A 23,834-nucleotide genomic window follows, 5' to 3' on the forward strand; every position below is an offset into this window, starting at 1 on the left:
GAAATTAAGACCTTTTAAAACCAGAGTGCTATGGTCGATTAAAACACTCTTACGATATTAAATCCAAAAAAGATATCACCTGTAGACCAATCCCCTTCCGCATTGCTAATAAAACCTGGTTCATTAGTAGATTGTGCATTGGAAAACAATAGCTGAAACACATGACCTCCGGTTTCTAGATCCAAACCAATCGTCAACGGATCTTTATATACAGATTCGCTTGCTCTACTGAAGTTGTATACATAATCAACGTTTAAAGAAAGTCTGGTATTTAATTTAAATCTCCCTCCAAAACCCAGTGCATATTGATTATGATCTTGAAATTTCTCTAAAACCAAATTCTGTCTCACATAAGTAGGTGCCAACTCTAAGGATAATTTATTGCTAAATCGCTTTGAAATCAAAACCTGAGACGCATAGCTCAATCGATCTTCAAATAACATGTGTGGATATCTCTCTGTGGTCAGTTCAGTATTCACATTGATTGTAGTATACCCTACTACATTCACAGGGAATTTATCCGATTGTGACATCAATCTAAACTTCAATGCACCCGCATAAGTCTTTCTCAAAGATTCTCTACTGACACTTAATTGTACTCCTTCAAACAACCCGTAAGCCATCTGAATTTTGGTATTGGCATTATCTAATCCAAAGAAGGTAGAAATACCATCTTTTAACGAACCAAATCGGTGTGAGACATACATGTACCAATCTCCTTTTGCGGCCACCTTTGTTGATTGTAAATTACCAATCTTCATTGCCTTAAATGCCGGATATTCAAAAACCTCTTCTTCAGAACTGTTTTCTAACTCATCCAACAAATCGTCCTGCGCATATATTGAACTCCAACTCAATACGCTTAATAATATCACAAATAATGTTCTTGTCATTTTAAACAAATTTTGGTTGGTTTTACTTTTTTGGACGTAGATTATAGTCCAGATTTATTTCAATGGTATCCGCGATCTTTTCTTTCACAATCCCGGGAATATCAATTTTAAAATCATCCGGATCAACCTTGAATTGAGATGCCAAAACAATCTTATCTTCCACTTTAGATAACATAATCCACACTTCAATATCTTTGGTCACCCCATGCATACTCAGTTTTCCCCTCACTTTGAATTTACTGATTCCATCCGTGACTTTATTGATATCAAAGTTTTCTATTTTACCTTTAAATGTAGCCTTCGGAAATTGATCAGACTCCATATAATTTTCATTGAAGTGCTCTTCCATTAGTGCTACTTCAAAATGAAACGATTTAATAAAAACCAAAGCCGCTACTTCTCCGGTTCCAACATCCAAAATGGCTGTGGTATTATGATTGACTGCTTCTACCGGTTCAAATGCTTCAACAGACCCTTTAAATTCTGTAATCCCGGATTTGGTATAATATTTCTGCGCCTGGGCACTCCAATTCAGTCCCAAACAAACTGTTAACGCTATCACTATTTTATTAATTTTCATCATCTTATTTTTCTAAAAACCCATCGGCTACCCATTTATCCATAATCTGTCTCTGATTTGCAGGTAATATTCCTGCAGGAGGCATTGGACTGGTTACACTATTCATTCTTTCAATCAGATTACCTTTTTCGGTTGCAAATCTGGTATCCTGATAATTATCTAAACTTAATCCTGCACTTGGTGCTGCTCCCGCATGACATGTTACACAATTGTTATACATCAGCGCCTGTACATCAGGATCGTATTTAATAGTATCAGTAATCGGAGGAGTTACTCCGGGTGATTCATCAATAATGGCTTTAGTACAACTACTTAATCCTATAACCAACATGACAAATGGTACAATTAACTTTCTAAGCATATTTCTAATTTTGAACAGTAATGTTATCTATGGTAATCTGTTGTTGATCTAATGGATTTATGGTTATCGATTGACTTATATGCGTGACATCTCCCGCTGAGGGTGCACCATCTTCATTCACATCAGCTACAATCGTTACGTAGTATGTTCCAGGATGTAAATAGGTTACAATAAACTGATCTTCATTCGCATCCAGTTGAGGAAACATTAATACCGAATTGAAATTGTTAAAATCCAAATACCCCATAGAATCAGTAAGCGGATCTTCCGATAGGTAAACGAAAAGCGTTTTATTCTCAATCAAAGCAGTTTTTACCATATCAATTTGTAAATAAGACAAATATGGCTGCTCATCGATTCGATACGGATCAAGTGCTTCGTATGCCAGAGATATAACATCACTATTATCCGTTCCCTGAGCCAAAAATGAGGCTGAAGATGCTTCAGAAGCGCCTGGATTTACATATAAATCCTCTGTTTTAAACTCTGCAGAAAAGTCCTTGGATACTTCATTTTTAGGGAATCCAAATTGTGCCGCTGCATTTTGCGCCAACGATGTTGATCTTCTTTCTGCTTTAAATGTCATGTGACGAGAAGCCGGAGCATTTAATCCTAATCTGCTGGTATATGCGTTCCAGTAAATACTATCCTGCTTAAAACGTAATTCCATCTTCATAACATTAGCGCCACCAACTGCATCCACAAAGCGATAGTATTTACCATCAAAATCGGTATGTGTACTATCCAAAACGAAATAACTGGTACGATATATTCCATTTAAAACGCCACCATTTCTAGCCATTATGGTACGCGTATTTTTAAAATCTGTGACAAAAAATGTAGTGAACAGGTTTCCGAAAGTTCCTCCTTCAAAAATCCCATGTACATGGTTCGATGAAATTGCTCTATAATCAAATGCAAACCATGGATAATCGTCTGCAATTACCCGATTAATTCCAACCCAGTGGCCTTGCATATTTTCCATAAAATCAAACCCTTTGGTATTAATATCCAAGGGTACTACTTCAGATTTAGCTGGGGGTTTACCTGGGTCTACAGGTTGTTTTACATCAGCAATATTTCTGATTTCCTGCTTGTTGCAACTCATTATTCCTATACAAGTCACGACAATGCACATCAACATTTTTGTTTTATTCATAATCTTCAGATTGGTTTTGATTTATTCTCACCCACGTCTCGGTAATGGGCTTTCTCATTTGGTATGTAGTTACATTTAAAGTGTCTTCGTGTACAAGTTTTAGTTTCGGTAGCTTATTGGAATTAGCTGATGTAGTCGCTCCACTCACCATATCCACAAAGTCTTCATCTTTTTGCTGGATATTTTGAAACAGATATTTCTCTTTTTTCCCATTAAATCGATAACGATATATGTCATCATCATAGAACAAAATCTGAGTTTTCAACTCCCCATCTTTTTTTATTATTTGATAAACTGCTTTATAGAATGGACTTTCTACCTGCCACTTCCCAATCAATTTATTTGTTGAGGAATTACAAGAAATAAGTCCCGTAAGAAATAATATGTAATACCAATATTTCATTTGTTAGGTTTTGTTGAGGCAAACGTATATCGGCATTTAAGTTTAATTTTTGACCTATGTCAAAATCGAAATCAAGCGGAAACAAAACTTACTTTTGTAGTCTAACAAACTATACATGAATCAGTATCTATCGAAATGGCGTACGATTGGTATGCTTATATTTCTCTATATAGCTATTTTAAAGGATTGGCAGTGGATTTGGGGAATTCTGTTTTCAATCTGGGTAATCGAAAATTTAAAATCGCAATCTACCTATCTTATCGAACCTATTGAGCGAAAAGACACTCCGGTACTTTATTGGAGTATGGTAGTTACCTGGACCTTACTTGCTATATATTCTTTTTCATCCATCTTTATTTAAATACTTTTTCAGCCGCTTAAATCGTTTTTGATTTAGGTCAAAAATATCTTCAACCCCATTGGTCAACTTTGCATCGATGATGAATGACTCCTCATTTTTCATCTGATTTACAACAAAGTACACATTATGACCAATTCTAAATTATTTATTCGTGCCGCATCAATGCTCCTATTTTTGGGTGCATTACCACACATACTTCCAAAATTCATTTCCTTACCGGAACTCAATTTTTATGATGTTGAATTTTTCTTTTACGTTTTTAATGATCTAAGCCTCATCTATATCATCGTTCCTTTCTTTATTCTAGAGCTTGGCAGGTATTTATACTTAAAAAGATTAGATAAAGATGTCATGCTAGATTCTATGTCTAATGTCATCACATTTGGCGCATATTTAATCATAGAATATGTGCTTGGAATTTTAGCCATCACTAAAATCTACTACTGGGTACACATGCACTTTAGTTTACCCTACCTACCTCTAAATATATTCAACATTATATTCGTCATTTTACTGGCTGATTTCGCGTATTACTGGGATCATAGAATGATGCACCGTATCGGAATTGGATGGGCCACTCATACGGTACACCATAGTTCTGAGCATTTTAACATGTCCGTGGCTTATCGCTTTGGTCCCATGGACGCCATATTTCCAATTATATTTTCTCTTCCTATTGTTATGTTAGGATTTGACCCTATTCTCGTCTTAAGCGCAGAAGTCTTTGTACAGGTATTTCAAACTTTATTACATACCGAAATCATTAAAAAACTTCCACGTCCGTTTGAATTCATTTTTAACACTCCGTCTCACCATAGAGTACATCACGGTTCAAATAGAGAATACTGGGACAAGAACTATGCTGGTATTTTGATAATCTGGGATCGAATGTTTGGCACTTTCGAACCTGAAGTAGCCCCTGTAAAATATGGCATCTCTGAACCTTTAAATAGCGTTAATCCCGTAAAGGTATTCTTTCATGGAATCACCCGATTTTATCAAAAATTCAATAACACATCAGGATTTACCAACAAACTACTTCTCTTCATTAAACCACCTGATTGGAGTCCTAAAGAACGTAACACATTAACAAATGAAAAATAGAACTGATATCCTACCTGTAGAGGCCTATACTTCAAATGAATGGTTCAAACTTGAGCTTAAACATATATTTAGTACTACATGGCAATTTGCAGGATTGGTTGAAGACGTATCAAAACCCGGTGACTATATTACCGTGCAGGCAGGTCTAAACAATATCTTCGTGATGATGGGACACGATCATAACGTTCGTGCATTTCATAACATTTGCAGACATAGAGGCACCCAACTACTACAATCGGTAGGCAAAAGTCAAAAAGCGATTACCTGTCCATATCACGATTGGGTTTATGACATTGATGGAAATTTGATCAGTATTCCGGAACAACAAACCGAGTTTCCAGATCTCAAAACACCACTACGAGATTGTGGTTTAAATTTACATCATGCTTCGGTTGGAATTTTTAAAGGGATGTTATTTGTTCATCCGGATGCACAACCAGAAACAAGTTTAGAAGAATATTTTGCTGAGGTACAACCGTTTTTAGGCCCACATAAAGTAGAAAGTTTAGTTGAATATACAGAGGAGGATGGGCAACCACTCTATTCTAAAGTCATTCATGCCAATTGGAAAATAATCGTTGATAATTATATCGATCACTATCATTTATCACATCTCCATAAAAATACTTTGGATATGTACGATCATAAAAATGCGCGTTTTGGCTGGGCCGGTCCACATTACTGGTTCTATGAAAGTCTTATTCCTGCTTATGAAAAAGATGTAGAAAATTTATCTCCATACGTATTAATTGACTCTGTTCCGGAGAATCAAATGGGTGCATATGTGCCCTGGTTTTTCCCCAATATAGGAATTAGTGAAAGTGAAAGTACATGGAGTACTTTTCATGTTTTGCCTTTGGCTCCTAATAAGACACTTGTAACAATAAGAACAAAGGTTATGGATGTTTCAGAAGCCAAAGCTGCCAAACAATATTTAAAATCAGGGTTGCACAGTTTTTGGAAAAAATATGAGAATAAATTCTCAGAGGATGATCCTGAACCAATGAAATCAGGAGATTTTATGCAAGAAGATATCTATGCTTGCGAACAACTACAGAAATCTCTTCAATCACCATATTATAGTGTAGGTGCAATCGCTCAAAAAGGTGAATATGCAATTGTGAAATTCCAACACCTTATTCGGGAATGGCTGGATAAATATTCCTAAGAGCAAAAAAAGGGATTCTGCTTACAGAATCCCTTTTTTATTATTCTTTAGCTTAAATAAGCCGTATACATCCAAACGAGCTTTTCTTGCTCTCTAATATAATCACTCATTAAAGCTTGTGTTCCTTCATCATCGGCTTCTCCACTACTCTCAAGAATTACTCTCTGTTTCATGATCACCGTTTTAAACGCTTCTAAAACTGATGAAACTGTTTCTTCACTTCCTGTAGCATTTGTAACAGTTTTAATATCAGAAGCTTCTAAATAGTCTGCAAAGCTATGCATCGGTGTATGTCCTAACGTTAAAACACGTTCTGCGATTTCATCAATTTTTACTTGAAGATCATTATATAACTCTTCGAACTTTACATGAAGCTCAAAAAACTTATTTCCCTTAATATTCCAGTGAAATCCACGAACATTCATATAAAACAATTGGTAATTTGCCAATAGATCGTTTAACTGATTTGACAAGTTTTCTGACTTTTCTTTGCTTAATCCTATGCTATTCATAATTCTATATTTTTCAGTTTGGTGACACAAAGTTGCACATCATTTATGTATAATTTTAATTTATCAAATTACTTTTACTATATATATTATTTATTTTAATAATACTTATTTCGATTCTATAAAAATATCAAATAATCCATTCCTTAATTCATCTATTTTCATGACTTTCAACCATAAATAAATATCTTTGACAAGGTCGTTCAACATGTCTGTGACATAGGCAAAATCAGCTATACCAGTTCATTAGTATGAATCCTTTAATGCGTAATCTTATTCTAATCATGTCCATACTTGTTAGTATTTTCATGCATTACGAGCATCTCAATAAAGACCTGGTTAGTATTCATGTTTGGCGACAAACACAAACGCAATCAACAATCAACAACTTCTTCGAGGAAGACATGAACATCTTTCGACCGACCAGAAACGATCGTGGCAATACGGATGGTTTATTTAGAATGGAGTTTCCGCTGATGCAATGGTCGGTTGCAGCTCTATACAAAGTATTTGGACAGAAAATCATTATCACCAGAGTCTTTATGCTGATTATCGGTTTTCTATCCATTATCGGAATGTACCATTTACTATATGCTCTGTTTTACAACATGACTTTAGCTACAATTGGAGCCTGGGGCTTTAGCTTTTCGCCAAGCTTTTATTATTACACTATAAACCCTCTTCCAGATAATATGGCTCTATGTTTTGCTATTTGGGGAACAGCACTTTTCTTTTATTGGTATCAAAACCAAAAGAGTTCATATCTCATTTTTAGTGGTCTACTATTTAGTCTTGCTGCATTATGCAAACTACCATTCATTATCTATTTCTCTATTCCTGCTGGTTATATTATGATCAAATGGAATATAAAAGACTTAAAAAAATTGACCTCGATAGCGCTCCGAGCTTTCTTATTTGTTCCACTTCCAGTTCTTTGGTACCTAACTGTAATTCCTCAATGGCATGGAAACGTAATCGTCAGCGGATTCTTTGGACATTCTACTTCTCTGACCCAATTATTAGACTATTACCAGCATAATTTGATATCAACTATGCCGGAGTTACTCCTCAATTATGGTTCGCTTCTATTTTTCCTTGCAGGATTTTACTTTTTATGGAAAAGACGTGCTTATAAAAATCCAAAGTTTATTTTGGTTCTAACACTTAGTCTCGCTGCACTGACCTATTACTTTTACGAAGCTGTAGCCATTGAAAAAGTGCACGATTACTACCTGTTCCCATTTTATCCACTATTGTTTATTCTGGTAGGCTATGGTGCATTTCATTTGTTTCATTCCACTGCAAAAAACTACCGATACTTTTATATATTTCTATTGCTCATCCTCCCTGTTACATGCTATTTACGCATGCATGAACGATGGGATACCGAATCACCAGGATTCAATCCAGATTTGTTCGCTTATAAGCAAGAATTGAGAGATTCTGTTCCCAAAGACGCATTAGTGGTTGCTGGGAACGACCATTCCCGTTTCATTTTCTTTTATTACATCGATAAAAAAGGTTGGGGATATCAGGATGATCAACTTACCGGAAAACAACTCCAAAAAATGATTCAAGAGGGAGCTACTTATCTGTATTCTGATTCCAGATTGATAGATGAAAACGTAGAAATCAAACCTCTTATTGAAGAACTTATTTTAGAAAGAGGTTCAATCCGTATTTTTAAACTTAAAACTTCCTTATAATATCTTAGTGCTCCCCACCCAATAACTCACTGGCTTCCATTACAATTAATCTTGCTTGCGCATCATACTCGTGCACTAAATCTGTCAAGGCACTAATTTGATTTCGGTTAATTACGATAAACATAATGTCTTTATAATCTTCGAGATTAAAGTCTCTTCCTTTCACAATTGTCCCTCCTACACCAAACGACTGTTTAATGACCTGACTTAAGCTATCCAGACTTTTTATTGATGAAATATGTACGATTTTCTGAGTTTGCTTACCTGTCAAAACCAGATCAATTACTTTGGAAGCAGCATAAATACTGATCATACTCCACAAAGCTAACTCCACACTGTTAAATACAATTCCAGCGGAAATCACTACAATCGAATCTAATAGTAGGATAACATTTCCTGTTTTAATATCAATCTTAGAAGTGACAATCTTTGCAATAATGGTTCCTCCACCCGCAGATCCACCGCCCTTAAAAATAAATCCAAGCCCAATCCCAACAGCCACACCACCATACAATGTCGCTAGTAAAGGCTCCGTACTTAATGTAGGAATTTGAACGATCTCTCCCAAAACATCAATAAACAAAGCAATAAAAGCGATTGCAGCAATGGTTTTAAACGCAAAATGTTTCCCCAGATATTTAATACTCACCAAAAGCAACGGTACATTAATCAACGCCATTAGACCACCAATCGGCAAATCAATAATGTAATGCAAAACTATCGCCAATCCGGCAGTACCACCGGTAGCAATTTGATTAGGCGCTAAAAACCCCACCATTCCCAGTGCCAGCATAAAGCTTCCTATCAATATAAAAGAGTAACTTTTAACGGTCTGTACTCCATCCACTTTCATTAGCTTGCAAAATTTGACGCGAAACTACGGCATCCGGTAAGTTGAAATTATGACTTGTGTTATGTTTGCGTCATGTATCATTTTCCTATTGAATACCACGAACCATTATTCAGGCCGCCCAGCGAAGGACGTTCTTTGATTATTCAAATCACATTAGGTTGCTCCTGGAACAAGTGTTCTTTTTGTGAAATGTATACATCTAAAAAATTCAAGCCCAGAAAGGAATTAGATATATTTCAGGATATCGAAGCTTTTATTCCGTATGCTTCTCAAATCACCAAAGTATTTTTAGCCGATGGTGATCCATTGGTTTTGTCCACAGTAAGATTATTACGCATCCTGGACAAACTACAAGCTACATTCCCAAATTTGAGACGGATTTCCACTTATGCATCTCCTAGCAATTTGGCTCGGAAATCTCATCAGGAACTTCGCGAGTTGAAAGATGCAGGACTTACATTACTTTATGTCGGTATCGAATCGGGTGATAGCGAGGTCCTTCATGCCATTCAGAAGGGAGAAACTTTCCAAACTACCATAGAGGGGCTAAACAAATCTAAAAACGCTGGAATGGATAGCTCTGTGATGATCATTAATGGTGTTGGAGGTCAGTTACTCACTAAACAACATGCAATTCACTCTGCACAAGTGCTAAATGAAACCCAACCAAAATTCGCTTCCACTCTGGTGCTTACTGCACATAAAGGGCTGGCACATTATCAGAACAAATATTTAGGTGAATTCATCCCGTTGACTACTCTGGAATTGTTTGAAGAGCTTGAACTTTTTATGCAACATTTGGAACTGGATCAAACGATTTTCCGTAGTGATCATGCTTCCAATCAATTGGTTCTTAAAGGTGTTTTAGGTCGAGACAAAGAATTATTTCTAAAACAAATTCACGATGCGATTCAAAACCCAAATACATCCGCGCATATTCGCCCTAAAATTCCAAATGCCTATTAAGGTTTACAGCGTCATTGTCAATTGTACTCTTTTACGCTCCAAATCTACTCCTATAACCTTAACTCTTACCTGCTGATTTAACTGAACGTGATCATAAATATTTGAAACATATGAATCTGATATCTGTGACACATGTACCAGGCCAGATTCTTTGATTCCTATGTTTACAAATGCACCAAAATTGGTAATGTTATTTACAGTACCTGTTAGCTGCATGCCTTCTTTTAAATCTTCAATTTTTTCGATCTGATTTGACACCATTTCTTTTAAAGGTGTTCTCGGATCACGCGTTGGCTTTTTTAATTCTTTCAGAATAAATTCAATGGTCAATTTCCCATATTTTTCTTCGAGAAATTGAATACTTTGCACATTACATTTTTGGATCTCCAAATTTTGCAATGACATTTTGTTTAGCTTAGATAACTCTTCTACAATCACATATGTTTCAGGGTGTATAATCGTATTATCCAAAGTATTTTTACCGTTTTCAATTCTTAAAAAACCAGCAGCTTGTTGATAGGTTTTCTTACCCATTTTGGGTACTTTCAATAGCTGTTTTCGCTCCTGATAATCTCCATGTTCTTCTCTAAAAGCAACAATATTTTTGGCTATGGTTCCTCCCAATCCTGAAACATGTGCCAAAATAGCATATGATGCAGTATTTAATTCTACTCCCACGTGATTCACACAGTGCGCTACCACATCATCTAATTTTTGACGCAACAAAGGTTGATTCACATCATGTTGATATTGCCCCACTCCTATAGATTTCGCATCGATTTTGACCAATTCCGCCAAAGGATCCATAAGTCTACGTCCAATAGAAATGGCGCCTCGCACAGTTAAATCCAGCTCTCCGAATTCTTCTCGGGCAATCTCCGATGCCGAATAAATACTCGCCCCAGCTTCATTCACCGAAAAAACCTAAATATCAGAGTTTTTAAACAATTTCCTACACAAACGTTCTGTTTCAATTCCAGCCGTTCCATTTCCGACAGCGATAGCTTGAACCTTATGCTTTTTTGTCAAATTCAATAACGTTTGTTCCGCCTCATGTATTTTGTTTTGCGGAGGATGTGGAAATATCGTAGAATGGGTAATAAAATCTCCATTTTTATTTAATGCTGCGACCTTACAACCCGTTCTAAATCCTGGATCAATCGCTAAAGTATTCTTCGCTCCCAACGGGGACTGCAACAATAATTGTTTCAAGTTTTCTGCAAATACTTCAATAGAATCCAGATCTGCTTTCTCTTTAAGTTCTTTTTTAATCTCCGATTCAAAATTCGGCTGTAGAATTCGCTTATATGCTTCGATAATAGCCTTATCTACATATGAATTGGTTGCGTAATTACGATATACACCACGCTCTATAGAACCATATGCTCTATCTTCATCTACTTCAATTTTAAAGTTCAGAAGCCCCTCTTTTTCCCCTCTAAAAACAGCCAAAACCCGATGCGAAGCCATACGTTGAATTCGTTCGGAAAAATCAAAATAGTCTTTAAACTTCTCTGCTTCTTTAGCTTTTCCTCGCTTCACCTGTGCAACCGCCACACTATATTTCTGAAACTGTTGTCTCAATCGGTCTCTAATCCATAGATTCTCAGAAATCCATTCGGCCAGAATACTTACCGCACCATCTAAAGCGTCTTTTTGATCCTCGACCTTTCCACGAACAAACCCAAAGGCCTTATCTTCAATATCCGAATCACGATGCGATTTTTGAATATATATAGCCAATGGTTTTAGTCCATTTTCAATGGCTTTCTGTCCCTTTGATTGCCTTTTTTTCTTAAATGGCAAATACAAATCTTCCAACTCATTTAACAGCTGAGCCGATTCTATTTTTCGCTTTAAAGCATCAGTCAGCTTTCCTTGCTCCTCAATACTTTTAAGAATAGAATCCTTTCGCGTATTAAAGGTTTCCCAGTAATGACTTCTTTCTTTAATTTGAATGAGTTGAACTTCGTCCAACCCTTTGGTTAACTCTTTTCTATATCTCGCTATAAAAGGAATAGTTGCGCCATCGTCTAGTAATTCAAATACTTTGGCAATAACTCCTTCGGTAAGATTTAATTCTTTACCGACTTTTGACTGAACGTCCATGAAAATTACGTCTATAACGAATTAAGGCATATAAATCTGATCCAACACACGCACACTATCCACCTCAATAACCAAAGGTTTGTCTGTTCCTTTAAAGGAAATAAACACACTGTTGGATACATTTTTTAAATCCATTTTTTCCGCAGATTCTGTATACTGTGCCTTGTATATATTTCTTGCAGAGTCTTTTAAATGAATTTTAGCCTTATGTAGATGATGTGTTAAACTATCCGGTTGAATTTTATCTGAATGAATTTCAATCTTCATCAAGAATTCAAAAACGCTTTTGCCGCCTTCAATTCCTGAAACCATCTCTTGCACTGTGACATCTTTTACTTTCACTTTTGCTTGTTCTCCCACAATTCCATTCTGTGAGGTACAGCCCATCACAACAAGCCATACCATCATTAAAAATCCAATTTTCTTCATGGATGCAATATTACTCTAAAATGAACTGAATTCTCGCTTTTTTATCACCTGAAGAAACGGAAAGAATATAATTCCCACTAACTCCTTCAAAGTTTACTTTAAAGTCGTTTCCGCTATCAAAAGTATGATACACTCTTCTGCCTTGAGTATCATAAATTTCAATATTCACATCATTAAACTGACTTCCTAAATCAATGTAAAATTGTCCATCATTAGGATTAGGATATAAGTTCACCTCTGTTTCAAATGAATTCTCAATTACACTGTTGATGTTTTGTGCAGTACGTACTTGATATTGATATCTATAACTTTCAGTCGTATCGTTGTTTTGGCCTACAGCATATACTTTAAAATAAATATCTGTTCCCTTTCCATAATTGGTAAATGCACTATCTGTCACCCAGGTACTATCCATCGTATTACTCATAGTCAATATTTTATTTAAGTCTGTGGTCCCATTAGACCATTTTACAAAAGCAGATTTTACATTTTGATCGTAAGAAATTATAGATGTCACATATTGATCATCTCCCGCTTTAGGAGCAATATCTGTTGGTGTATCTGTAATACTGGTATAAAGAATTGCTGGGTAATCTGCTCTCCCTTTTAGGTGGTATTCCCATAAACCACGTCCCCAGGTGGCTGCTTTTAAAGTATTTGATCCATATTGTATCTCTAAATCCCTTACCGTAACATTGGGTAAATTGGTATTGTATAATTCCCATTGCGTAGCATTCATTGATTTCACATACACACCGATCTCTGCTCCTAAATAGATAAACGAACTATCTGAATGATCTATCACCACCGATCTAATTGGCATATCATTTAAATTATAAGTGATATTACTCCAGGTCTGTCCCAAATCATGTGAGATATACACCTTTTTTGAATCTGCCTGATATCTGTTATATGTCACAATCATGGTAGAATCATTGTGTGGATCAAATGCAATATCGGTAATGGCATAATTCGGCAATCCAATAAAAGAGCTTCTGGAAGTGACCCAATGATCTTCAGTAATCATCAAATTATTTCCGCTGGAAACAGCCATTATATCAGAATTATTCTCTGCTATTGCAGCTACTTCAAGCAATCCAATACCCGGATTACCTATTTCATACCATGTATCACCAAATTCATCTGATTGATAGATTTTTTCAGCAAAATGATATACACGCATTTGATGGTTTGGACTGTACAGTAATGGTGCCTGCCAGTCAGCTTCTCCAGAACCATTATCCGGATTATTCGCTCCAAAGCGCGTTTGCCCTCCATCCTTGGTAATTTGGCGGGTTCCAAACTGCCAACTACCTATCATCCATTCTGGGTTTAAAGTTTGCACAATCGCTTCCATTCCATCTCCTCCATTCCACTCAATCCAACCGTTCTCATTCAATACACTGGTTCCATTATCTTGCGAACCTGCCATATACACATCATAATGGCTTTGACTTACACCACTAGCATAAAACTCGCGAATTCCGGTTCCATCATTTAACCTGCTCCAGGTCGCACCATTATCATCTGTTTTTGCCAGATATCCATCCGTGCCCACATAGAACACACCATTTACACTCTCTGCAGTTCGTAAATCTGCATGGGTATAATCATTTGTGGGGTTGCTATTGGCCCAGGCTGCAATTTCCGTAAATGTGACTCCACCATCAGTACTTCCCATGAGGTTTAAATAACCATATACCATATTGCTCGTATCCAAATCTGAAACCGCAAAACCATCACAACTCTCGGTTGGAGTGGATATAAAAGTAAAGTTCTGTCCTTCATCATCTGATTTCCATACACCATTATCAGAAGCGAAATACACATAATCAGGAGCTACAGGGCTCACAGCAATAAATCCTTCGCTATTTGAATTTCCGACTATCGTAGCTGAACTTGAATAACTCAATCCCATATCTGTAGAACGCATAATCACATTCTTGTTCGAACTCCAATAGTAGTTGTCATAAACATACATTACACTATCATTTGTTGGGTGAAACTCAATATCCGTAACGTCCGCTGTGCTTAGCATTTGCGTCCAGGTTTGTAAATCATCATCTGATCTATAGATTCCTTGGTTTGTACCAACAAACACCAACCCTTCTACTCTTGGATGATAAACGATTTTAAAAATTCTTCCATTTGATCCTAGACCACCCCATCCCAGATTCGCTGGATTGAAGTCACTTACTATCCAATTTTCACCACCATCCACAGAACGGTAAATTCCATGTGAAGCATTGTTTGCTGCATTTTTAACATTGATCAATATAGAATCCGAGTTTGTTGGATTTACAGCAATGGTATTTACTCCGGAAGCCACCAGGTAATCCGTTGTGTTTTTCCAGGTTGTTCCACCATTAGATGTTTTCCAAAAGCCCCCACTTCTGGATCCCAGATACAGATGCTGATCGTTTGTCGGATTCACCCAAAAACTTTCTACACGACCAATTCCAGGATTGTAACCCTCGGTAATATTATTTGCGCTATACGGCCCTAAATCGTTCCAACCTCCCGGGAATAAACTTCTTGAACTTATTTGTGGATTTTGCGCCACAAAATTGGCAAAGTGTACAGCAGCAAAGTTTGGAATAGTGTTCATTCTATTCCCTGTAGGATAATATTTACTTTCATTTTCGGCTTTCCATCTTTGATATGGTTTCCAACCTGAACCTTTCCCTTTTGAATGTGTGGAGAAATATAACTCTGCCGCTCGACATACATCGTAAAAATTGTATTGCGGATCATGCATCATTTGCTTGTAATGTACTTGTGCAAAGCCCTCAATACCAAACAAGAATATTAATGTAAGTGAAATAATATTTATCCCTTTTTTTCTCATAGCTCTTAAATTCGAAAGGCTAATATAAAAGTTTGAAAACGAGTTTTGAAAAAAACTTTTGAATATGGGGCGTTCAAAAGTTTATTCTGAGGTATTACAATCCTCCACATATCTTAAAATATTTTAACAAAACACTTTAGACTGCTGCATGTACCTGAAAGTGTCCTTTTTAGTTCGTAATATGATCTGGTCTGGTTTTTGGAGTCTCACAAACAGGAATAGTTGCTTTTATTCTAACTATTCAAATCGTAAATTTGCCATTATAATCGAAGAAATATGCGCGTTACGCTTTTTAAATTAAAAAAACCAAAGAGATTTATGTATAAGCCTCGTCATTACGATCCGGTAATGGAGGACTTACATAGTCGGGTGAAAATAATTGAAGCGGAGATTCGTGATGATGAAAGCAGTGACGCATCAGAAACAGCTCGGGCCAGAATCAGAAAAGCCTGGCATACTCCTGAAGCCAGAAAGTCGGCAGATATGACCTCCTCTATTCGAATTGCAATTATCTTTATTTTACTTTCAGGTTTCTTTTACGCATATTTCTTCACCAATTTATTTTCATAATACCATTTTTAAATGGCAGATATAATTAAACTTTTGCCGGACACCATCGCTAACCAAATTGCGGCTGGTGAGGTAATTCAACGACCGGCTTCAGTTATCAAGGAACTTGTAGAAAATGCTGTAGATGCGAAGGCTACGGAGATTTCTGTAGTTGTTAAAGATTCTGGTAAAACCTTAATTCTCGTTACCGATAATGGGATTGGTATGAATGAAACAGACGCCAGAATGAGTTTGGAACGCCATGCGACATCCAAGATTTCCACTGCAGATGATTTATTTTCAATTGAAACAAAAGGTTTTCGCGGGGAGGCAATGGCTTCTATTGCTGCAATTTCTCACATGGAAATTAAAACATTTTCTGAAGAAAGTGAATTAGGTACGCTTATCAAAATTAATGGTGGTGAAATAGAATCTCAAGAACCTCACGCTTGTCCAAAAGGTACACAAATAGCGGTTAAAAATTTGTTTTACAACGTTCCCGCCAGAAGGAAGTTCTTGAAATCAGATAACGTAGAAATGCGTCATATCATCGACCAGTTTGAACGGGTAGCATTAGCACATCCAAATATCAAATTCTCGTTATCTCATAACAACAGTGATATCTTTCTACTCTCCGCTGGAAATATGCGTCAACGCTTAATTGGGATTTTTGGCCGCAAATACAACGAAAAACTAGTTCCGATTCAACAGGAAACTCCGCTGGTGAATATCTCAGGTTTTGTTTTAAAGCCCGAGGCTGCAAAAAAAACGCGTGGAGAACAGTTCTTTTTTGTGAATGACAGATATATCAAATCTGGTTTCCTTCACCAAATGGTGTTACAAGCTTATGATGAACTTATTCCGAAAGGACATCACCCGGGATATTTTATTTTCCTGGAAGTAGCACCGGATTTCATTGATATCAATATTCATCCTACCAAAACAGAAATTAAGTTTGAAGATGAACGTTCTGTAGGAATGCTTATGCGCTCAGCTGTAAAGCAATCTATTGGAATGTTTAATGTTTCACCTACGATTGACTTCAATCCGGAAACCAGCTTTACTTCTACTCCAATTCCTAAAGATAAAATACTCTCTGAACCAAAAATCTCAATTAATGAAGGGTTCAATCCTTTCAATACCACAAACAATTTCGATAAAAAACCGGAAAAACAACAGATTCAGAGTTTACAATCGATGTATGCCGATATTGAGACTGCCGCACAGAGTTCAAGTATTCCTGTAGAAGAAACCACTCAACTGGATGTTCCTTTACCTAAACAGGAAAACAACTTTACAGGAATTAAAGCATTTCAAGTGAAGAACAAATATATCTTCACTTCTATTAAATCTGGCGCAATTATCATCAATCAAACTCGAGCGCATCAGAGGGTTTTGTATGATCAGATTACTGATCAATTGGAAAATGGTCAAGGAAGTTCCCAACAATTACTCTTTCCGGAAAATGTAACTTTTAATAGCTCGCAAACAACACTTTTAAATGAGATCATGCCTAATATGAAAAAAATTGGGTTTGATATAGAACCGTTTGGGAATAATAGCTTTATTGTAAGAGGTTTGCCCTCTATTTCTGCTAATGAAGATCCGAAACAGCTCATTGAAGGAACTTTATATGGTTATGAGAGTCATATTGAAAAAGCAGGCACACATCAAAATGAAGCTCTGGCGGGTGCATTGGCTTTTAAAGCAGCCATTAAAACAGGCCAATCATTGAGCCAGGAAGAAATTAGTGGACTAATCGATGAACTCTTTGCATCAAGCAATCCGCAAACGCTTCCTGATGGACGTCAAATCTTTCATCAACTCACCATTGATGAAATAGAAAAACTATTTAATTAATTATGAATCAACTTAGATCAGGAGGCTTTTCCATGTTACCACCGGTGGTAAAGAACCTTCTTATTATCAATATATTGATGTTCCTGGCAACAGAAACTCTTATTCGTGTGGCCGGAATCGATCTTCGTGACATCTTAGGGTTACATTGGTTTGGTGCTGAAAAATTCACTTTCTATCAACCTATTACTTACATGTTTATGCATGCCAATTTTGAGCACATTTTGTTTAATATGTTTGCCGTATGGATGTTTGGTAATGCCATCGAAAACTTTTGGGGATCAAAACGTTTTTTGATTTATTACTTAATTACCGGGTTGGGCGCAGCAGTACTACATTATGGTATTGTGTATTTCGATAGTATCCAGGAACTCACTCAAGTTACCAATGCTTTCTTAGCCAACCCAAATTCAGGGAATCTGGAAGTTTTTCTTGGACAATATCCAATGATTGATGCTTCGCAAATCCCTTCATTTAACAACATTTTAAATGGAACTGCTTCTCAAATGGATATTGAGAATGCATATGGGCTTATTGAACGTTTTAAAATTGATACATTGAATCTTCCTGTGGTTATAGGTGCTTCCGGATCATTATTTGGAATCTTGCTTGCTTTTGGAATGATGTTCCCAAATGCTGAACTATTTTTAATCTTTATTCCGATTCCAATTAAAGCCAAATACTTTGTAGCCGGTTATGGTATTTTTGAATTGTTTTCCGGAATTATGGGTACAAGTGATGGTATCGCCCATTTTGCACATCTTGGAGGACTCATCACTGGTTTTATTCTAATCAAGTTTTGGCAAAAATTTGATTCAACTTTTAGATTATTGTAAACAATGAACAACTCCATTTTTGCAGATTTAAAAAGGGTATTCAAATCTGATAATTATTTATATCAGATCATTATTATCAATGCGGTAATATTCGTTTTACTTAACGTGATATTAGCCATGATCCCTATTGAGTCCAGAGAATCAACATTACGGTTCTTTGGGTTGTCTGCAGATTTAAATCAGTACTTCTGGAGAATCTGGACTTATATCTCATATATGTTTACCCATGTAGAGTTTAATCACTTATTCTTTAATATGCTACTCCTCTATATGATTGGTCGCATATTTGCGGATTTATATGGCAATATCAGATTTCTGGAAACCTATATTTATGGTGGATTATTAGGTGGGGTTCTATTCGTAGCTTCGGCTTATTTACTCCCTTCAATGTCCGTAAGTCATTATCTTATTGGTGCTTCTGCTGCAGTTATGTCTGTGGTCTTTGCGATCGGCTTTCTACAACCAGAATACATGTTACAGATATTCACTTTTAGAGTTCCTTTAAAATACGTGGTTCTGTTTGCGTTTATTACTTCTACAATTTTATATCTGGATAAAAACACAGGAGGAAAGGTCGCTCATTTTGGAGGGGCTGCCTATGGATTCCTATTCGCATATTATTTACAACGTGGAACTAATATTAATAAGCCTATCACTAAATTCTTCAAAAGTTTCACTACGATTTTAGGGCCACGTAAAATGAAAGTGGTTCATAAAAACTCAAAGTATAGTAAAGAAAAGCAAGATCAGGTCAAACAGGAAGAAATAGACAAAATTCTGGATAAAATTTCCAAATCGGGTTATGACAGTTTAACCAAAGTTGAAAAAGACTTTCTATTCAAATTTGGAAAAAAATGAAAAAACTAAGTTGGTTTCAAAAGCTTATTTTTATTGTTAACCTGGGCGCATCACTTGGGTTAATTGTAGCTTCATTTTCATCTTCTTTTGAACCCCAACAAAGTGCGTTATTTTATCTGGCAGGATTAACCTACCCATTTTTCTTACTAATTAATATTCTCTTTATCCTATACTGGGTTTACCAAAGAAAGCTAGTTTTCATTTTACCTCTGATCGCATGTATCATTGGTTCATCTAATTTTAAAAGTTTAATTGCTTTCAACTCTAAACCTAAACAGGAAACTTCCACGTTTAAAATTATGTCTTTTAATGTACGTTTATTCAATAAGTATAAATGGATTGAAAAAGACCATTTGGATGACAAAATCATTGAATACATCAAATCAGAATCCCCTGACATTATTGCTTTTCAGGAGTTTATCAATATTACCAAAGAGGATCTGAATTACATTAAAGAGATTAAAAATCTAGGATATAAATATTACATTTTTGAACCTAGAAATCGTGGTTATACCAAACATAATTTCTTTGGGCTCATCACATTCTCCAAGCATAAAATTACCGACAATGGTGTGGCTTATCAAAACCCGGAAAGCTCGCGTAAAACAATTTCGTTGTACACGGATATTAATATCCAAGGGAAAACCATTCGCATTTATAACACCCATTTTAACTCACTTCGGTTCATTTCTGAAGATTACGAATTCGTTGAAAATATTGCTGACAATGACGAAGAAGAAGCCATTAAGAAATCTAAAAACATCCTGAATAAAGTGATGAATTCTGCGCGTAAGAGACAAAATGAAGTGACATTTGTTCGTAATCATATGATGGAGTCTCCCCACCCTATTATTATGTTGGGAGACTTTAACGAACCACCGTACAGTTATGCGTACCCTCAATTTACAGACTTTTTAGAAGATCCTTTTCTTCAATATGGATTTGGACTTGGAACTACATATGATGGTATTTCTACTATTCCAGGGCTTCGTCTGGATTATATTCTTCACTCTAAAGAATTAAAATCTACTGGATTTTACACAGGCCCTTCCGGATTATCAGATCACAGGCCAATTATTTCAAATTTCTTAATTGAAGAATAATATTTTTCTTAACCATGATTAAATTTAAATAAATTTTACATTTAAATTATTTTAGCAAATAATTAGCAACTCAACATATTCAAATTACGCATAAAATTCTGTATATTTGCAACACACCAAATTTGAATATTATGAGTATAGATATTTCGATTACACGTAACCAAAATTCAAATCTTTCTTCTTACGATCAAGACAATATCGTTTTCGGTAAAAACTTCACAGATCACATGTTTATTGCTGATTTTGATGGCGAAAAATGGGGAGATTTTAGAATTGTTCCTACAGGAGAATTAAACGTTCACCCTGCTAATTCAATGTGGCACTATGGTCAGTCTATTTTTGAAGGGATGAAAGCATATAAAAATGAAAATGGAGATGCGTTTTTATTCAGACCATTAGAAAACGCTAAACGTTTGAATCATTCTGCTGTTAGAATGTGTATGCCGGAGATACCTACGGACATATTCATGGAAGGATTGCAAACTTTAATGTCATTAGATAAAGAATGGATTCCTAATCGTCCGGGATCATCCTTATACATTCGTCCATTTATGATGGCCTGGGATACTTTCTTAGGTGTTCGCCCATCAAGCACATATCGTTTTATGATTTTATGTTCTCCTGCTGGAAAGTATTATGCAGAACCAGTAAGAGTTAAAATTGAAACGGAATTTTCTCGTGCTGCAGGTGGAGGTACTGGGCATGCAAAAGCAGCTGGAAACTACGCTGGAGCAATGTATCCTACTAAATTAGCTATGGAAAATGGATACCAACAAATTATCTGGACAGACTCTAAAGAGCATAAATATGTAGAGGAAGCTGGTACAATGAACTTAATGTTCATGTACAACGGTAAATTAACTACTTCACCTGTTTCTGATACGATTTTAAATGGAATTACCAGAAAGTCTGTTTTGGGAATTGCAAAAGATTGGGGAATTGAAGTTGAAGAACGTCAGGTAGATGTACATGAATTGGTTAAAGCCATTAAAGATGGTGAGGTAACCGAAGCTTTTGGTGTGGGTACCGCAGCAACTATTGCTCAAATTAAAACTATCGGTTTAGATGGTGTTGATTATGATTTGCCTGCAATTACAGAAGACATGTTCCAGGTAAAAATCAACACATATCTGGAAGATTTCAGAAAAGGAAATATTGAAGATAAATTTGGATGGAGAGAGGTTATTAAATAAGTATTACTCCAAGTTTTTTTATAAAAGTGGCTTTATCGGCCACTTTTTTTATGCCTTATTATTTTGACTTCCCATTCCCCCTCCTCTACACCAAACATTTAAAACACTATAAAACAACATATTGAGTCAGAAAAAGTGTTGCCAAAGAATTTAAAAATCACTATAACTACAAATATAGTTGTATAACTAAATTTATAGTTATAGTTTTGGTCTATGAATACGAAAAGGGAACTTACAAAAGCCGAAGAGCAAATCATGCAAGCTATTTGGCAAGTAGGCAAAGGATTTGCGAAAGATATTCTAGAAGTTATTCCAGAACCCAAGCCTGCATACAACACAGTACTCACTGTAATACGCGTATTGGTTAATAAAGGTTTTGTGGAATTTAAAACTTTTGGAAAATCCAATGAGTACTTTGCTACTATCTCGAAAGAGGAATACTCTTTGAGACAATTACAAAGCTTAAAAAAGAAATACTTCAATAATTCCAGTAAGCAAATGCTTTCTTTCTTTTTAAAAGAAGATCAACTGGATATTAATGATGTGGACGAAATTCTTAAAATGATTCAAGATGATTGATACATATTGGTTCAGCAGTTTATTAGAAATCAATCTTTATTTGATCTCCTTGACCATTTTATGGTTGTTAATTCGAAACAAGATTTCATTTTGGAATCAACGGGTGATGCTTTTAGCCATTCCTCCCCTTTCGTATCTCATATTGTGGATAAAAAACCCGCTATATGAATCTGGAATGGTTTACGAAGTTATCCCACTAAATCCGGTAGATATTTCGACTACAACTCCAATTATCACTGATTCATTTGAGTTTCAAATAGAATATGTTTATTGGTTCGGTGTTTTTGTCTTTTTAAGTGTCTTCGTAATTAAAATTCTTCGCATTCTTGCTTTTTTTAAAGATGCGGAATCTGATGGAAGAATCGTTCTCTTAAATTCCAGTACGGAAGATTCTTTTTCATTTTTCAATCTTATTCATATACGCGCAAATCTGGATAAGGAAGAACAAGATATTGTATTGGCGCATGAACTAATACATTTAAAAAAGTATCATTCTTTGGATTTGATTCTATTTGAGGTCTACCATTCCCTTTTCTGGTTTAATCCTCTATTGATTTTGATGAAGAAAGAGTTGATACATATCCATGAATTTGAGGTAGACCAAGAGATGTATTCAAAGCATAAAACAAAATACTTGCATCATTTATTGAATTATGCCTTAGGTTCTAGTAATTCTCATTATTTACTATCGAGTCAGTTTTACAATAAACTAACACTCAAAAAACGGATCGCAACAATGAAAAATTCTAATAAATCAAATAACATTTTATTCCTATTAAGTTTACCTGTTTTGGCGATAACATTTATGGTCACTTCATGTGAATCACAGGATATACAACCTGATAACCAGGTAAATCAACAGATGACCAGAATTCCACCGGAAAATGGAGATGTACCATCACCTCCTCCGCCACCTATACCAGAAGAACATGTGCAAAAGGGTGAGCTCACTAAAATGCCTGAGTTTCCAGGTGGTCAGGAGGCGATGTTTGCCTATATGGGTGAAAATATCAAATATCCTAAACAAGCAAAGGAAGATGAAATTTCCGGTAAAGTTCTGGTTAACTTCACAGTAAAAAACACCGGTGAAATTGCATATGTAAAAGTAGTTAAAGGAGTCAGCCCTGAGCTGGATAATGAAGCTATTCGGGTGATCAAACATATGCCAGATTGGACTCCAGGTGAAATTGACGGCAAACAAGTTTCCAGTCAACTCACCTTACCTATCAATTTCAAATTGAAGTAATTAAAAAGCTCCTGTGATACATTTCATTGGAGCTTTTTTCTTTTCATATATCTGAAGTATTTCATCGAACTTATTTTAGATCAGAATAGAATTTAATGAATACTTATCCCTATAAAAGTAATCCATGCTCATAGGTTAATAATTTAAGACCAATTACGTTTTAA

General features: G+C 35.8%; 22 protein-coding genes and 1 pseudogene. 13 read left to right on the forward strand and 10 right to left on the reverse strand.

Going from position 1 to position 23,834, the window contains the following annotated elements:
* Positions 1-38: 38 nt before the first annotated feature.
* From KFE94_17830 to KFE94_17850, 5 genes are read right to left on the reverse strand one after another with little or no spacing between them, the layout of a single operon-like run.
* Positions 39-893, reverse strand: coding sequence for a hypothetical protein (locus KFE94_17830; GenBank protein ID UTW66485.1), 855 nt, complete (start codon positions 891-893; stop codon positions 39-41).
* A gap of 22 nt (positions 894-915) precedes the next feature.
* Positions 916-1,473 (reverse strand): YceI family protein, encoded by a 558-nt coding sequence (locus KFE94_17835; GenBank protein UTW66486.1) that lies wholly within the window; start codon positions 1,471-1,473, stop codon positions 916-918.
* A 4-nt stretch (positions 1,474-1,477) separates the two neighbouring features.
* Positions 1,478-1,834, reverse strand: a complete 357-nt coding sequence (locus KFE94_17840; GenBank protein UTW66487.1) for a hypothetical protein — start codon at positions 1,832-1,834, stop codon at positions 1,478-1,480.
* Positions 1,835-1,838: 4 nt separating this feature from the next.
* The gene (locus KFE94_17845) at positions 1,839-2,993 is read right to left on the reverse strand and encodes a hypothetical protein (protein ID UTW66488.1); all 1,155 of its coding nucleotides are present in this window, start codon (positions 2,991-2,993) and stop codon (positions 1,839-1,841) included.
* The gene (locus KFE94_17850; protein UTW66489.1) at positions 2,986-3,396 is read right to left on the reverse strand and encodes a hypothetical protein; all 411 of its coding nucleotides are present in this window, start codon (positions 3,394-3,396) and stop codon (positions 2,986-2,988) included. The genes KFE94_17845 and KFE94_17850 overlap by 8 nt, the downstream gene beginning before the upstream one ends.
* 115 nt (positions 3,397-3,511) lie before the next feature.
* Between KFE94_17850 and KFE94_17855 the strand changes: the two genes are divergently transcribed.
* From KFE94_17855 to KFE94_17865, 3 genes are all read left to right on the forward strand, one after another.
* Complete coding sequence (locus tag KFE94_17855; GenBank protein UTW66490.1) at positions 3,512-3,757, forward strand: hypothetical protein; 246 nt, start codon at positions 3,512-3,514, stop codon at positions 3,755-3,757.
* A gap of 126 nt (positions 3,758-3,883) precedes the next feature.
* Positions 3,884-4,861, forward strand: a complete 978-nt coding sequence (locus KFE94_17860; GenBank protein ID UTW66491.1) for a sterol desaturase family protein — start codon at positions 3,884-3,886, stop codon at positions 4,859-4,861.
* Positions 4,851-6,029 (forward strand): aromatic ring-hydroxylating dioxygenase subunit alpha, encoded by a 1,179-nt coding sequence (locus KFE94_17865; GenBank protein UTW66492.1) that lies wholly within the window; start codon positions 4,851-4,853, stop codon positions 6,027-6,029. The genes KFE94_17860 and KFE94_17865 overlap by 11 nt, the downstream gene beginning before the upstream one ends.
* A gap of 47 nt (positions 6,030-6,076) precedes the next feature.
* Here the strand turns inward: KFE94_17865 and KFE94_17870 are convergent, their stop codons facing one another.
* Positions 6,077-6,541, reverse strand: coding sequence for a DNA starvation/stationary phase protection protein (locus KFE94_17870; GenBank protein ID UTW66493.1), 465 nt, complete (start codon positions 6,539-6,541; stop codon positions 6,077-6,079).
* A gap of 281 nt (positions 6,542-6,822) precedes the next feature.
* Between KFE94_17870 and KFE94_17875 the strand changes: the two genes are divergently transcribed.
* Positions 6,823-8,244 (forward strand): glycosyltransferase family 39 protein, encoded by a 1,422-nt coding sequence (locus KFE94_17875; protein UTW66494.1) that lies wholly within the window; start codon positions 6,823-6,825, stop codon positions 8,242-8,244.
* Positions 8,245-8,248: 4 nt separating this feature from the next.
* On the opposite strand, the gene KFE94_17880 is transcribed toward KFE94_17875, so the two are convergent.
* Complete coding sequence (locus KFE94_17880) at positions 8,249-9,097, reverse strand: YitT family protein (protein ID UTW66495.1); 849 nt, start codon at positions 9,095-9,097, stop codon at positions 8,249-8,251.
* A gap of 72 nt (positions 9,098-9,169) precedes the next feature.
* Here KFE94_17880 and KFE94_17885 point away from each other — a divergent pair, with 72 nt between their 5' ends.
* Positions 9,170-10,063, forward strand: a complete 894-nt coding sequence (locus tag KFE94_17885; GenBank protein ID UTW66496.1) for a B12-binding domain-containing radical SAM protein — start codon at positions 9,170-9,172, stop codon at positions 10,061-10,063.
* 3 nt (positions 10,064-10,066) lie between these two features.
* Here KFE94_17885 and KFE94_17890 read toward each other — a convergent pair.
* The 3 genes and pseudogenes from KFE94_17890 to KFE94_17900 all read right to left on the reverse strand — a co-directional run bounded on the left by KFE94_17890 (position 10,067) and on the right by KFE94_17900 (position 15,449).
* Positions 10,067-12,172, reverse strand: a pseudogene (locus KFE94_17890) (RNA-binding transcriptional accessory protein).
* 21 nt (positions 12,173-12,193) lie between these two features.
* Positions 12,194-12,601, reverse strand: a complete 408-nt coding sequence (locus KFE94_17895) for a hypothetical protein (GenBank protein UTW66497.1) — start codon at positions 12,599-12,601, stop codon at positions 12,194-12,196.
* 10 nt (positions 12,602-12,611) lie between these two features.
* Positions 12,612-15,449, reverse strand: a complete 2,838-nt coding sequence (locus tag KFE94_17900) for a T9SS type A sorting domain-containing protein (GenBank protein UTW66498.1) — start codon at positions 15,447-15,449, stop codon at positions 12,612-12,614.
* Between the two features lie 318 nt (positions 15,450-15,767).
* Between KFE94_17900 and KFE94_17905 the strand changes: the two genes are divergently transcribed.
* The 8 genes from KFE94_17905 to KFE94_17940 all read left to right on the forward strand — a co-directional run bounded on the left by KFE94_17905 (position 15,768) and on the right by KFE94_17940 (position 23,670).
* Positions 15,768-16,019, forward strand: coding sequence for a hypothetical protein (locus KFE94_17905; protein ID UTW66499.1), 252 nt, complete (start codon positions 15,768-15,770; stop codon positions 16,017-16,019).
* A 12-nt stretch (positions 16,020-16,031) separates the two neighbouring features.
* Positions 16,032-17,858, forward strand: a complete 1,827-nt coding sequence (gene mutL, locus KFE94_17910) for a DNA mismatch repair endonuclease MutL (protein UTW66500.1) — start codon at positions 16,032-16,034, stop codon at positions 17,856-17,858.
* Entirely contained in the window at positions 17,858-18,691 is an 834-nt protein-coding gene (locus KFE94_17915; GenBank protein UTW68312.1) for a rhomboid family intramembrane serine protease, read from the forward strand. Before mutL ends, KFE94_17915 begins: the two co-directional genes overlap by 1 nt.
* Before the next feature lie 3 nt (positions 18,692-18,694).
* Entirely contained in the window at positions 18,695-19,549 is an 855-nt protein-coding gene (locus KFE94_17920) for a rhomboid family intramembrane serine protease (GenBank protein UTW66501.1), read from the forward strand.
* Positions 19,546-20,652 (forward strand): endonuclease/exonuclease/phosphatase family protein, encoded by a 1,107-nt coding sequence (locus tag KFE94_17925; GenBank protein UTW66502.1) that lies wholly within the window; start codon positions 19,546-19,548, stop codon positions 20,650-20,652. The genes KFE94_17920 and KFE94_17925 overlap by 4 nt, the downstream gene beginning before the upstream one ends.
* A 131-nt stretch (positions 20,653-20,783) precedes the next feature.
* Positions 20,784-21,845 (forward strand): branched-chain amino acid aminotransferase, encoded by a 1,062-nt coding sequence (locus KFE94_17930; GenBank protein UTW66503.1) that lies wholly within the window; start codon positions 20,784-20,786, stop codon positions 21,843-21,845.
* A 213-nt stretch (positions 21,846-22,058) separates the two neighbouring features.
* Entirely contained in the window at positions 22,059-22,424 is a 366-nt protein-coding gene (locus KFE94_17935) for a BlaI/MecI/CopY family transcriptional regulator (GenBank protein UTW66504.1), read from the forward strand.
* A complete protein-coding gene (locus tag KFE94_17940) occupies positions 22,417-23,670 on the forward strand; it encodes a TonB family protein (GenBank protein ID UTW66505.1) in 1,254 nt (417 codons plus the stop codon). The genes KFE94_17935 and KFE94_17940 overlap by 8 nt, the downstream gene beginning before the upstream one ends.
* Positions 23,671-23,834 lie beyond the last annotated feature (164 nt).

Source organism: bacterium SCSIO 12643, assembly GCA_024398135.1.
GTDB lineage: Bacteria > Bacteroidota > Bacteroidia > Flavobacteriales_G > Salibacteraceae > CAJXZP01.

What these genes read in the sequence shown, in the direction of transcription:
- KFE94_17830 (UTW66485.1), bottom strand. Translation starts at nt 893, where the DNA reads ATGACAAGAACATTATTTGTGATATTATTAAGCGTATTGAGTTGGAGT.
- KFE94_17835 (UTW66486.1), bottom strand. Translation starts at nt 1,473, where the DNA reads ATGAAAATTAATAAAATAGTGATAGCGTTAACAGTTTGTTTGGGACTG.
- KFE94_17840 (UTW66487.1), bottom strand. Translation starts at nt 1,834, where the DNA reads ATGCTTAGAAAGTTAATTGTACCATTTGTCATGTTGGTTATAGGATTA.
- KFE94_17845 (UTW66488.1), bottom strand. Translation starts at nt 2,993, where the DNA reads ATGAATAAAACAAAAATGTTGATGTGCATTGTCGTGACTTGTATAGGA.
- KFE94_17850 (UTW66489.1), bottom strand. Translation starts at nt 3,396, where the DNA reads ATGAAATATTGGTATTACATATTATTTCTTACGGGACTTATTTCTTGT.
- KFE94_17855 (UTW66490.1), top strand. Translation starts at nt 3,512, where the DNA reads ATGAATCAGTATCTATCGAAATGGCGTACGATTGGTATGCTTATATTT.
- KFE94_17860 (UTW66491.1), top strand. Translation starts at nt 3,884, where the DNA reads ATGACCAATTCTAAATTATTTATTCGTGCCGCATCAATGCTCCTATTT.
- KFE94_17865 (UTW66492.1), top strand. Translation starts at nt 4,851, where the DNA reads ATGAAAAATAGAACTGATATCCTACCTGTAGAGGCCTATACTTCAAAT.
- KFE94_17870 (UTW66493.1), bottom strand. Translation starts at nt 6,541, where the DNA reads ATGAATAGCATAGGATTAAGCAAAGAAAAGTCAGAAAACTTGTCAAAT.
- KFE94_17875 (UTW66494.1), top strand. Translation starts at nt 6,823, where the DNA reads ATGTCCATACTTGTTAGTATTTTCATGCATTACGAGCATCTCAATAAA.
- KFE94_17880 (UTW66495.1), bottom strand. Translation starts at nt 9,097, where the DNA reads ATGAAAGTGGATGGAGTACAGACCGTTAAAAGTTACTCTTTTATATTG.
- KFE94_17885 (UTW66496.1), top strand. Translation starts at nt 9,170, where the DNA reads ATGTATCATTTTCCTATTGAATACCACGAACCATTATTCAGGCCGCCC.
- KFE94_17895 (UTW66497.1), bottom strand. Translation starts at nt 12,601, where the DNA reads ATGAAGAAAATTGGATTTTTAATGATGGTATGGCTTGTTGTGATGGGC.
- KFE94_17900 (UTW66498.1), bottom strand. Translation starts at nt 15,449, where the DNA reads ATGAGAAAAAAAGGGATAAATATTATTTCACTTACATTAATATTCTTG.
- KFE94_17905 (UTW66499.1), top strand. Translation starts at nt 15,768, where the DNA reads ATGTATAAGCCTCGTCATTACGATCCGGTAATGGAGGACTTACATAGT.
- mutL (UTW66500.1), top strand. Translation starts at nt 16,032, where the DNA reads ATGGCAGATATAATTAAACTTTTGCCGGACACCATCGCTAACCAAATT.
- KFE94_17920 (UTW66501.1), top strand. Translation starts at nt 18,695, where the DNA reads ATGAACAACTCCATTTTTGCAGATTTAAAAAGGGTATTCAAATCTGAT.
- KFE94_17925 (UTW66502.1), top strand. Translation starts at nt 19,546, where the DNA reads ATGAAAAAACTAAGTTGGTTTCAAAAGCTTATTTTTATTGTTAACCTG.
- KFE94_17930 (UTW66503.1), top strand. Translation starts at nt 20,784, where the DNA reads ATGAGTATAGATATTTCGATTACACGTAACCAAAATTCAAATCTTTCT.
- KFE94_17935 (UTW66504.1), top strand. Translation starts at nt 22,059, where the DNA reads ATGAATACGAAAAGGGAACTTACAAAAGCCGAAGAGCAAATCATGCAA.
- KFE94_17940 (UTW66505.1), top strand. Translation starts at nt 22,417, where the DNA reads ATGATTGATACATATTGGTTCAGCAGTTTATTAGAAATCAATCTTTAT.